Consider the following 10138-nt stretch of genomic DNA (forward strand, 5'->3'; position numbering starts at 1 on the left):
TATCTCCTAGCTATCCGAAACCACAACAGTGATGTGGCTTGTACGCTTAAGGATGCGGTCTGCGCGTCCTTTAGCACGTGGCATGATACGTTTCATTGTAGGACCATCGTCCACAAAGATCGTAGCTACACGTAGCTCATCAATGTCAGCACCTTCGTTGTGCTCTGCGTTAGCAATAGCAGACTCAAGTACTTTTTTAACTAATACAGCCGCTTTTTTAGGGCTGTACGCCAGGATTTCTAGAGCGCGATCTACCGGTAGTCCGCGGATCTGATCTGCTACTAGACGTGCTTTTTGCGCCGAACCAGAGGCGAATTTGTGTTTAGCTAATGCTTCCATCATACCCTCCGATTAACGTTTTTTAGCTTTCTTATCCGCAGCGTGACCGCGGTAAGTACGTGTAGGTGCAAATTCACCTAGTTTGTGACCGATCATTTCGTCCGAAACAAATACAGGGACGTGCTGACGACCATTATGGACTGCGATGGTCAATCCGATCATATTAGGGATGATCATTGAACGACGGCTCCAAGTCTTGATAGGCTTCTTGTCACCGCTTTCCAACGCCTTCTCTACCTTCTTCAGCAAGTGTAGGTCAATGAATGGACCCTTCTTGAGAGAACGTGGCATGGCAATTCCTCAACTATTACTTAGTACGACGACGTACGATTAATTTATCAGTACGCTTGTTCTTACGTGTTTTAGCACCTTTGGTAGGCTTGCCCCATGGAGACACAGGGTGACGACCACCAGAAGTACGACCTTCACCACCACCGTGTGGGTGATCAACCGGGTTCATGGCAACACCACGAACTGTCGGACGAATACCACGCCAGCGGTTAGCACCTGCTTTACCTAGTGAACGAAGCATATGCTCAGCATTGCCTACTTCACCTAAGGTAGCGCGACAGTCAGACTCAACTTTACGAACTTCGCCTGAACGAAGACGTAGAGTCACATATTGACCTTCACGTGCTAGGATTTGAACGTATGCACCAGCAGAACGTGCGATTTGAGCACCTTTACCTGGCTTTAATTCTACGTTGTGTACAGTCGAACCTACAGGCATGTTACGCATCGGTAATGTGTTACCAGCTTTGATTGGTGCATCAACACCAGACTGGATCTGATCACCGGCTTTAAGGCCTTTAGGTGCAATGATGTAACGACGCTCACCGTCTGCATATAATACAAGAGCGATGTTTGCGCTACGGTTTGGATCGTACTCTAAACGCTCAACAGTAGCTGGAATGCCATCTTTAGTACGTTTAAAGTCAATTACACGGTAGTGTTGCTTGTGACCACCACCGATGTGACGAACCGTGATACGACCGTTGTTGTTACGACCACCTGATTTAGAGTTTTTCTCTAAAAGCGGAGCGTATGGCTTACCCTTGTGTAGATCAGGGTTAACCACTTTAACGACGTGACGACGACCCGCAGAAGTTGGTTTACACTTTTGAAGTGCCATAATTCTAACTCCCCTTATTACTCGGCGCCGCCGACAAAGTCTAGCTCGCTACCTTCTTTAAGAGTAACGTAGGCTTTCTTCCAGTCTGAACGACGACCGAAACGCATACCAGTACGCTTTGTTTTACCCTTAACATTCAAAGTACGAACACCAGTTACTTCTACTTCAAAAAGCTTCTCAACAGCAGCTTTAACTTCAGCTTTAGTTGCATCTTTAGCTACTTTGAAAACAATCGTGTTGTTCTCTTCAGCAGCGATAGTGCTTTTCTCAGAGATGTGTGGAGCAAGAATTACTTTTAAAAGACGTTCTTCACGGATCATGCTAGCGCCTCCTCAAGTTGCTTAACAGCACCTGCAGTAATAAGTACCTTATCGAAAGCGATTAGGCTTACTGGGTCAATGCCAGCTACATCACGAGTGTCAACCTTATAAAGGTTACGTGCAGAAAGGAATAGATTCTCATCTACTTCTTCAGTCACGATAAGCACGTCTTTAAGCTCAAGCTCTTTAAGCTTAGCTACAAGCTCTTTAGTTTTAGGTGCTTCTAAACCGAAGTTTTCAACAACCACTAAACGCTCTTGACGAACAAGCTCAGACAAGATGCTCTTAATCGCACCGCGATACATCTTACGGTTAACTTTTTGGCTGTGATCTTGCGGCTTAGCTGCAAAGCTCACACCACCGCTGCGCCAAATTGGGCTGCGAATTGTACCAGCACGAGCACGGCCAGTACCTTTTTGGCTGAATGGTTTCTTACCACCGCCTCTTACTTCAGAACGTGTCTTCTGAGCACGAGTACCTTGACGAGCACCTGCTGCATAAGCAACAACTACCTGATGTACTAATGCTTCGTTAAACTCACGTCCAAAAGTAGCTTCGGAAACTTCAAGCGCGCCAGCGCCTTTAATTGCTAATTCCATCACTAAATCTCCAGGACTTATGCTTTAACAGCTGGTTTAACGATAACGTCACCGCCGATAGCGCCAGGTACTGCACCTTTAACTAAAAGCAGGTTACGTTCAGCGTCAACACGTACTAGTTCAAGGTTCTGAGTAGTTGTTTGCACATTACCCATTTGACCAGCCATTTTCTTACCTTTAAACACCTTACCAGGTGATTGGTTTTGACCGATTGAACCAGGAGCACGGTGAGACAAAGAGTTACCGTGAGTAGCGTCTTGCATGCTGAAGTTCCAGCGCTTAACACCACCTTGGAAACCTTTACCTTTTGAAGTACCAGTTACGTCTACTTTGCTTACGTCGTTGAAAAGTTCAACTGTAAGTTCAGCACCTACTTCAAAATCGCCTTCACCACCATTTAGGCGGAATTCCCACAGGCCACGACCCGCTTCAACACCTGCTTTAGCGAAGTGACCCGCTGCTGCTTTGTTTACACGGCTTGCTTTTTTCTCGCCTGCAGTAACTTGAAGCGCTTCATAACCGTCTGTTGCGTCAGATTTGATCTGAGTAACACGGTTAGGCGTCGCTTCGATAACTGTCACAGGGATAGATACACCATCTTCAGTGAAGATACGTGTCATACCCACTTTACGACCGACTAGACCTAATGCCATTTTCCTAAAACCTCTCTAATCTTCCGATTAACCCAGGCTGATTTGAACATCAACACCAGCAGCAAGGTCTAGGCGCATTAGAGCGTCTACAGTCTTATCTGTTGGTTCTACGATGTCGATCAGACGTTTGTGGGTGCGGATTTCATACTGATCACGCGCATCTTTGTTTACGTGCGGAGAGATCAATACAGTAAAACGTTCAAAGCGCGTTGGTAGTGGGATTGGACCACGTACTTGAGCACCAGTGCGTTTCGCAGTTTCCACGATTTCCGCCGTTGATTGGTCAATCAAACGGTGGTCAAAAGCTTTTAGGCGAATACGAATGCGTTGATTTGACATTCTTAAACCTCAATTAAAAGAGCATTTAAAAAGAGCATAAAAAAACCACCAGAACGAAATAAATACTTAAATCGCTGGTTGTCTTCTTATTTCTACCATTGAATTCCAAATCGGAATTCCTGTTTAATTGGCTTGAAATCCAAGCCCTATATTTGCTTTCGAGCTACTTAGTAGCAAGAAAGTCCGCACATTATAATGAGATTGGTGATAAATGCAACAACTAATGCTAAGTTATTTTAAGTACTGACGTAGATTACTAAATAATCCGCACAAGTATGCGAGGCCACTAGAAATGGTCAGTCCAGTTAAAGCTTGCTATGCTATTGCAAATTTTTTGATGTGGTGTTGCCATGGGAATTGTTTCTCGAACCTTAAACCTGTTCGCTCATTGGGCTAATTTATTATTTGTAAAAACAAAATTATTACCAGACAACCCAATAGCGCAATTTGACCTCAACCCCAATTTGCCAACCTTTTATGTCGCAAGGCTCAATTCTCGCGCAGACTTGGCCGCATTAGATGCCGTTTGTAAAAAATTAGGTTTGCCTAGGCCAACCCAACCTCAAAGACTGGGAAATAACGACATTGACCGTTTTCTTGGCTTACAAAACCCAACCCCATTGTTTGCCAAAGTGGCAGCGCCTAGCAACGTATTAACTAAGGGCAGAGCTATTTTTACCGCATTACATGGTGATCCCCAAATACAGGCGCAAATTATCCCTGTCACCATTTTGTGGGGCCGAAATCCGGGCAAAGAAAAAGCTGGTATCGGCACACTCTTCTCTCACTCTTTAACGCCAAGCTGGCTGCGTAAGTTTTTCGTACTATTGTTTTCTGGTCGCGATAATTTAGTGAGATTTAGTCAACCGATAGACTTAAAGCAACTCATTAATGATAAGTCTGATGTTGATGAACTACCACAAAAACTGGTACGTGTGGCTCGCGTGCATTTTCATCGTCAAAAACTGGCCGCAACTGGCCCCAAGCTGCCTTCTCGTGATAAGTTGTTCAGCTCATTATTAGCCGCTCCAGCCATCAAAAAAGCAATAGCTGATGAAGCCAAAAGCAAAGGCTTGAGCTATGAAGAAGCACGCCTAAATGCGCAAGAGTTGCTTGATGAAATCGCGGCAAACTATTCTGATGCTATGGTGCGTGTCGGTGATCGTATACTTACGTGGCTTTGGACCAAACTCTACAATGGTATCGAAGTCAAGTATGCCGACCGCGTACATCAACTCGCCGACAAAGGCCACGAAATCATCTATGTGCCTTGTCACCGCAGCCATATGGACTATTTGTTACTGACGTATGTGATTTACCATCAAGGTCTTGTGCCACCGCACATTGCTGCGGGAGTCAACCTTAACTTCTTCCCTGCCGGTGGTATTTTTAGACGTTCTGGGGCATTTTTCATTCGTCGCTCATTTGCAGGTAATAAGCTCTACTCTGCGGTGTTTAAAGAATATTTAAGTCAGCTGTTTATAAAAGGTTATTCGGTTAAGTTTTACACTGAAGGCGGGCGCAGCCGTACGGGTCGTCTACTGCCACCTAAAACCGGAATGCTCGCAATGACGCTTCAATCTATGCTCAGAGGCATTGACCGTCCCATTTCAATCGTGCCCGTGTATATCGGTTATGAGCACGTTATGGAGATCAATACCTACCTCAAAGAGCTCGCGGGAAATAACAAAAAGAATGAATCTGTGTTTGCCGTGTTCAAGGCCATCAAAAATCTCAAAAACTATGGTCGTGGTTATTTGAATTTTGGCGAGCCCATTAACGTCAATCAGTACCTGACGGAGCATCAAAGTAACTGGCGTGATGCGATTCACCCAACCGACGTCCAAAAACCACAATGGCTAAACACTCAAGTGGCTGAACTGGCCGATACGATCATGACCAACATTAACAGTGCAACTGCACTTAATGCCATCAATCTATTAGCCACAATACTGCTGTGCAATAGCCAGTTTGCTTTGAGCAAACGCAAGTTGCTCACACAACTGTCGTTCTATCTGACCCTACAACGTAGTGCAAAATACAACGCACAGGTCACGGTTCCAGAAGACAGCGCAGAAGAATTACTCTCACACGCGTTGCAACTTAACAAGCTGGATGTTATTGCCGATGAGCTGGGCGAGATCATCGCCATAAAAGAAAAAGAGCGCACACTCTTTAACTACTATCGCAACAACATCCTACATCTATTCGCGGTGCCCAGCGTAATTGCTCAGCTGCTGTTCAATCGCTTCACTGTCAATGTGGATGAATGCAAAAAAATGTTTGCAACCCTATATCCGTTGTTTGCCAAAGAGTGGTTCCTCACACCGCTACGAGACGAATACATAGAGGAAGTATTGGTCTGCTTCGCACAGCAGGGGCTGATCGAATTTAATGGCCAAACCGCACAGGTCAAAAAAGACAGTAGCGTAGTAACACAGCTTGAAATGCTGGGTAAGGTCTGTCACTTAACCCTAGAGCGCTATGCGATTACAGTGAGCCTTATTCAAAATAATCAAGGTATTACCCGCAAAAACTTAGAAATTGAAAGCGACGTAATCGCCAATCGTCTAGGCACGCTACATGGCATCAAAAGCCCAGAATTTTTTGATAAAAAGGTCTTGGTGGCATTTATCAGCAGCTTGAAAGAAAACGGCTTTATCAAAATGTCTGATGAGCAGTGCATACGTGCAGAAGCTAAGCTGGAACATTTACAACACTACCTAGATGAATTACTGCCCGCTAGTATTTCTCATTCAATTCAAGATACGCTGTAACCAAAAACAAGTTGGCCGCTTTCGATAAGCGGCCAAGGCTGTTAACTTCTTTGGCGCATCACCCCTTCTTGAATGGTCGATGCCACCAGCTCCCCCTCGCGGTTGAAGAATTGGCCACGTACTAAACCTCTGCCATTTGATGCACTAGGGCTATCAACACTGTATAGGATCCAATCATCCATTCTAAAAGGACGATGAAACCACATCGCATGATCTATGGTCGCAACCTGCATGTTCGGTTGCATAAATGATAAGCCATGTGGCTGTAAAGCGGTTGGTAAGAACTCAAAGTCAGATGCATAGGCAAGTAAGTAGTTGTGAATACGCCTGTCATCAGGAAGCGGTCCATTTGCCTTAAACCACACGTGACGTTGTGGCTCTGTCACCTCTGGCTGAAATGGGTTTTGAAATTCCACCGGTCGCGTTTCAAGTGGCATATCGCAGGTAAACTTATTGCGTAACTTTTCAGGGATAAGCGCTTTGTTCTCACGATAGAAATCCAATGAGGATTTCAGCTCTTCTGGACCGGGGACATTCGGCATGGTGCTTTGGTGAGATAAGCCGGGTTCGTCGCCCTGAAAAGATGCGGTCATATAAAAGATTGGCTTACCGTATTGGATTGCACGCACTCGGCGAGTACTAAAACTGCGCCCGTCCCTGATCACTTCAACATCGTAGACAATCGGCTTTTTAGCATCCCCTGGGCGCAAAAAATATGAATGTAACGAGTTTACATATCGCCCTTCTGGCAGGGTATATTTCGCAGCTGACAGCGCTTGCCCCATTACTTGGCCGCCAAACACCTGAGGGAAGCCTAAATCCTGACTCTGTCCTCGATAAATACCCTGCTCTATCTCCTCAAGCTTCAATAAAGACAATAAATCGGTAAGAACTTGACTCATCGAGACCTCTTATTTCATCAGTTTAATTAAATAATCATAGTATAATAGTAACCTAAGTGAGTCACTCACCCCCAAGCTATTAGAGAAAATAGTTGTAGGCTCACCGCATCGTTATTCTTATATTTGCAACAAGGTTGGGCGCAACATGGCATATTGGTTATTCAAAACAGAACCCGATACATTTTCTATCGACGATTTAAAATCAGCAGGCGAGCAAGGCACTTTTTGGGAAGGCGTCAGAAACTATCAGGCTCGTAACTTTTTACGAGATAAAGTGCAACTTAATGACTTAGTGTTTATTTACCACTCTAGCTGTAAGGTGCCTGCCATTGTAGGAATCGCCAAAGTCACTAAAGCTGCACAGCCCGACCCACACCAGTTTGATTCAAACAGTGATTATTTTGATGAAAAGTCGAGCGCCGATAATCCACGCTGGTATGGCGTCACTTTGAAATATGTACAGCACCTTAAGCCAGTTAGTCTCGCTGCAATCAAAGCTAACCCCAATATTGTCGAATTAGCGTTGAAAAAAGCCAGCCGCCTGTCGGTAATGCCCGTGTCTGAACATGAGTGGCAGTTACTAACGCAAGCTTAGTGTCGATGACGTGAACGAGTTCTTTTGTCTTTTTCGACTTGCACACCACCTTTTGGCACGATGGAAAAATACAGTAATAACGTGAGCCATGAAAAAACTATCGTGCCGATTAACCAACCGTTTTTTTCATGGCCTTTTGTGCGTTTACTACCTAAAATGATTGCCAGCGGAATCAAATACCCGCACACGGCAATAAATAATAGTATTAGCTCATTCATGACAACCTTTGCCAAGCCACCTCATCAGGTAATACCCGTTCAGCGGCGATGTAGTGTAAAATATCCCCAGCATTGACTAGATAGTCAAGCGGCGGGTTCAAGTCCATATTCTGTGCACTTAAATCATGGGCCACACCCAGTAAAATTGCATCATGCTTTTCTTTAAAATAATGAAATAAAGCGCCAAACTGACAAGTCTTCACACTCGCTGGGAGCTGCAGGCTAAATTGGGTATCGCCATGTAAGGTCGACAACAGCTCTTCTTGCACACGGCTAGAACCTGGGTCCTGCATTGCTCTGACTAGAATTTCCGCAGATTTACTAGCTGAGCACTCCACATTCTGACAATGCGCTCTAAGCAATGCGACTTTGCTTTCATCCACAAAATGCGCACTGATATGCGCCCCTGTTTGTACCATAGGGCTTAGTTTAAGGGCTGTGGTGAAGGTTTGATCATCGTCTTGTCCATCGATGATAATTTTATCGGCAGTACTGATCGCAATACGTGCCAATTCGTCATTATCTGTAAAGCTCGATAACCTCGCAAAATCCACTTCTGAATAACTTAACAAGGGATGTTCAATTTCGTCGACCACTGCCAAAACAATGCGTCTATCCTGCCTTTTGGTATCGGCTAAGATATAGTCGATCATCTTCTTTGTGCGTATTGAGTGCCAACCAAAAATAATGATGTGATTACGTAGGTGGTTAAAGTTTTTATCGCCTGTCATTGCTCTTCTAATCCAAAATGTCATGAACTGACCCGCTTTACCGAGTAAAATACCAAATAAGGCTAGGCCGAACGGAATTTGTACCAATGCCACTATCCAGCGCCCCATACTGGTTGTTGCGCTGAAATCGCCGTAACCGACGGTTGAAGTGGTCACTATGTAGTAATAAATAAAAGTATCAGGCTCAATTAATGCCCGCTCACCCGCATAATTCAGCAACACCCATACAAGTAACAAATGGCAAACAGTGACCGTGATTAACAGCTGCCAGCTCGCTTTGTCAACGTGCGCTCTGAGCAACACCATAAAACGTTTAAAAATTAAAGGCATAATTTAATGCTATCTATTGTCCCATAGTGCCACCTTACTCTATCTCTACAGGCTTGAAAACCTTAAAAAATACGCATTTATGAGCAATAGCACAACGAGTAAAATATTAAATACAAATGTAGACATAGTAGCGAATCATGCAAAGCTCGTATTTTGTCCCAACTTCAGTATACTGGAGTGAGGCAATTGGGAGAAAAAGGTGAAGTAGTATGGGTGGTGTATTAGCTTCTGTTGATCAAAGAACGCAATTAGTAGGCGAAAACCGCTTAGAGCTGTTGCTGTTTCATCTTCATAGCCGTCATTTCTTCGCCCTAAACGTATTTAAAGTTAAAGAGGTGGTAAAACTGCCACACTTAAACATTATGCCCAATGCCCACCCAAAAGTTTGCGGTGTAACAACCATTCGTGGCGAGTCTATTCCCGTTATAGACTTGCGTCGCGCTATTTGCATGCCTGAATGTGACAGGGACGCTGACAGCAATCTGGTGATCACAGAATACAACCGCTCAGTACAGGCTTTTCTGGTCGGCAAGGTTGACCAAATCGTCAATACGACATGGCAAGATATCATGCCAACACCAAGCTCTGTAGGAAAAAACCATTACCTCACGGCATTGACCAAAATCAAACGAGATGGTGTTGAACACATCGTTGAAATCATCGACGTTGAGAAAGTACTGGCTGAAATTGTTGCTTATGATGTGGTGATCTCAGACGACATTCTGGACAAAAGCATTATTGAAGAATTTCAAGGCCGTAAAATTCTTCACGCAGATGACTCTCCAACCGCTCGTCGCCAAGTATCGGATACCCTCGCTCAACTCGGTATAGAAATCATTCCTGCAACGGATGGTCAAGAAGCCTTGAATTTACTCAAGCATTGGGCTGATGAAGGAATTGACGTTAACAAAGAGCTGCTAGCCGTGATCACCGATGCTGAAATGCCAGCAATGGATGGTTATCGACTCACCTACGAAATTCGCAATGACGCACGCTTAAAAGATCTCTACGTCATTTTGAATACGTCACTAAGCGGTAGTTTTAATCAGGCAATGGTTGAAAAAGTAGGATGTAATGCGTTTTTATCCAAGTTCCAACCTGATTTACTGGTAGAAGAAATTCAAAATAGATTAAAGACAGTGTTAGACCACGAATAACTGTTTATTTATACAGTTTTGTATTCTTTATTTCTCTAATTAATTC

At 44.3% G+C, this 10138-nt stretch carries 13 protein-coding genes; 3 read left to right on the plus strand and 10 right to left on the minus strand.

Features of this window, described 5'->3' with window-relative positions:
* Positions 1-6: 6 nt before the first annotated feature.
* From rplV to rpsJ, 7 genes are read right to left on the minus strand one after another with little or no spacing between them, the layout of a single operon-like run.
* A complete protein-coding gene (gene rplV, locus BET10_RS15030; RefSeq protein WP_058031283.1) occupies positions 7-339 on the minus strand; it encodes a 50S ribosomal protein L22 in 333 nt (110 codons plus the stop codon).
* A 12-nt stretch (positions 340-351) separates the two neighbouring features.
* Positions 352-630 (minus strand): 30S ribosomal protein S19, encoded by a 279-nt coding sequence (gene rpsS, locus BET10_RS15035; RefSeq protein ID WP_010561269.1) that lies wholly within the window; start codon positions 628-630, stop codon positions 352-354.
* A 16-nt stretch (positions 631-646) separates the two neighbouring features.
* A complete protein-coding gene (gene rplB, locus BET10_RS15040; RefSeq protein ID WP_070986411.1) occupies positions 647-1471 on the minus strand; it encodes a 50S ribosomal protein L2 in 825 nt (274 codons plus the stop codon).
* A gap of 17 nt (positions 1472-1488) precedes the next feature.
* Positions 1489-1791 carry a 50S ribosomal protein L23 gene (gene rplW / locus BET10_RS15045; RefSeq protein ID WP_070986412.1) on the minus strand — a complete coding sequence of 101 codons (303 nt, stop codon included), beginning with the start codon at positions 1789-1791 and terminating at the stop codon, positions 1489-1491.
* Complete coding sequence (gene rplD, locus BET10_RS15050; protein ID WP_070986413.1) at positions 1788-2390, minus strand: 50S ribosomal protein L4; 603 nt, start codon at positions 2388-2390, stop codon at positions 1788-1790. Before rplD ends, rplW begins: the two co-directional genes overlap by 4 nt.
* A gap of 17 nt (positions 2391-2407) precedes the next feature.
* Positions 2408-3043: a 50S ribosomal protein L3 gene (gene rplC, locus BET10_RS15055; protein ID WP_070986414.1), complete on the minus strand. Its 636-nt coding sequence runs from the start codon at positions 3041-3043 to the stop codon at positions 2408-2410.
* Between the two features lie 27 nt (positions 3044-3070).
* Positions 3071-3382, minus strand: coding sequence for a 30S ribosomal protein S10 (gene rpsJ / locus BET10_RS15060; RefSeq protein ID WP_005495349.1), 312 nt, complete (start codon positions 3380-3382; stop codon positions 3071-3073).
* 350 nt (positions 3383-3732) lie between these two features.
* On the opposite strand from rpsJ, the gene plsB reads away from it, so the two are divergent.
* Positions 3733-6159 carry a glycerol-3-phosphate 1-O-acyltransferase PlsB gene (gene plsB, locus BET10_RS15065; RefSeq protein ID WP_070986415.1) on the plus strand — a complete coding sequence of 809 codons (2427 nt, stop codon included), beginning with the start codon at positions 3733-3735 and terminating at the stop codon, positions 6157-6159.
* 41 nt (positions 6160-6200) lie between these two features.
* Here plsB and tesB read toward each other — a convergent pair whose 3' ends face one another.
* On the minus strand, positions 6201-7061 hold the full coding sequence (tesB, locus tag BET10_RS15070; RefSeq protein ID WP_070986416.1) for an acyl-CoA thioesterase II: 861 nt from the start codon (positions 7059-7061) through the stop codon (positions 6201-6203).
* Positions 7062-7206: 145 nt separating this feature from the next.
* On the opposite strand from tesB, the gene BET10_RS15075 reads away from it, so the two are divergent.
* A complete protein-coding gene (locus BET10_RS15075) occupies positions 7207-7656 on the plus strand; it encodes an EVE domain-containing protein (RefSeq protein ID WP_070986417.1) in 450 nt (149 codons plus the stop codon).
* Here BET10_RS15075 and BET10_RS15080 read toward each other — a convergent pair.
* Together BET10_RS15080 and BET10_RS15085 are read right to left on the minus strand one after the other, a co-directional pair.
* Positions 7653-7874: a hypothetical protein gene (locus BET10_RS15080; protein ID WP_070986418.1), complete on the minus strand. Its 222-nt coding sequence runs from the start codon at positions 7872-7874 to the stop codon at positions 7653-7655. The two genes, BET10_RS15075 and BET10_RS15080, sit on opposite strands and share 4 nt — an antisense overlap.
* A complete protein-coding gene (locus tag BET10_RS15085) occupies positions 7871-8935 on the minus strand; it encodes a potassium channel family protein (protein WP_070986419.1) in 1065 nt (354 codons plus the stop codon). The genes BET10_RS15080 and BET10_RS15085 overlap by 4 nt, the downstream gene beginning before the upstream one ends.
* Before the next feature lie 209 nt (positions 8936-9144).
* On the opposite strand from BET10_RS15085, the gene BET10_RS15090 reads away from it, so the two are divergent.
* The gene (locus BET10_RS15090) at positions 9145-10092 is read left to right on the plus strand and encodes a chemotaxis protein CheV (protein WP_070986420.1); all 948 of its coding nucleotides are present in this window, start codon (positions 9145-9147) and stop codon (positions 10090-10092) included.
* Positions 10093-10138: the final 46 nt, after the last annotated feature.

Source organism: Pseudoalteromonas amylolytica (genome assembly GCF_001854605.1).
In the GTDB taxonomy this organism is placed as follows: Bacteria; Pseudomonadota; Gammaproteobacteria; order Enterobacterales; family Alteromonadaceae; genus Pseudoalteromonas; species Pseudoalteromonas amylolytica.

Bases quoted from the DNA above. Each gene is read 5' to 3' on its own strand.
- BET10_RS15080 (WP_070986418.1), bottom strand. From the start codon at position 7,874: ATGAATGAGCTAATACTATTATTTATTGCCGTGTGCGGGTATTTGATT.
- rplB (WP_070986411.1), bottom strand. From the start codon at position 1,471: ATGGCACTTCAAAAGTGTAAACCAACTTCTGCGGGTCGTCGTCACGTC.
- BET10_RS15085 (WP_070986419.1), bottom strand. From the start codon at position 8,935: ATGCCTTTAATTTTTAAACGTTTTATGGTGTTGCTCAGAGCGCACGTT.
- rplC (WP_070986414.1), bottom strand. From the start codon at position 3,043: ATGGCATTAGGTCTAGTCGGTCGTAAAGTGGGTATGACACGTATCTTC.
- BET10_RS15075 (WP_070986417.1), top strand. From the start codon at position 7,207: ATGGCATATTGGTTATTCAAAACAGAACCCGATACATTTTCTATCGAC.
- BET10_RS15090 (WP_070986420.1), top strand. From the start codon at position 9,145: ATGGGTGGTGTATTAGCTTCTGTTGATCAAAGAACGCAATTAGTAGGC.
- tesB (WP_070986416.1), bottom strand. From the start codon at position 7,061: ATGAGTCAAGTTCTTACCGATTTATTGTCTTTATTGAAGCTTGAGGAG.
- rpsS (WP_010561269.1), bottom strand. From the start codon at position 630: ATGCCACGTTCTCTCAAGAAGGGTCCATTCATTGACCTACACTTGCTG.
- rplV (WP_058031283.1), bottom strand. From the start codon at position 339: ATGGAAGCATTAGCTAAACACAAATTCGCCTCTGGTTCGGCGCAAAAA.
- plsB (WP_070986415.1), top strand. From the start codon at position 3,733: ATGGGAATTGTTTCTCGAACCTTAAACCTGTTCGCTCATTGGGCTAAT.
- rpsJ (WP_005495349.1), bottom strand. From the start codon at position 3,382: ATGTCAAATCAACGCATTCGTATTCGCCTAAAAGCTTTTGACCACCGT.
- rplW (WP_070986412.1), bottom strand. From the start codon at position 1,791: ATGATCCGTGAAGAACGTCTTTTAAAAGTAATTCTTGCTCCACACATC.
- rplD (WP_070986413.1), bottom strand. From the start codon at position 2,390: ATGGAATTAGCAATTAAAGGCGCTGGCGCGCTTGAAGTTTCCGAAGCT.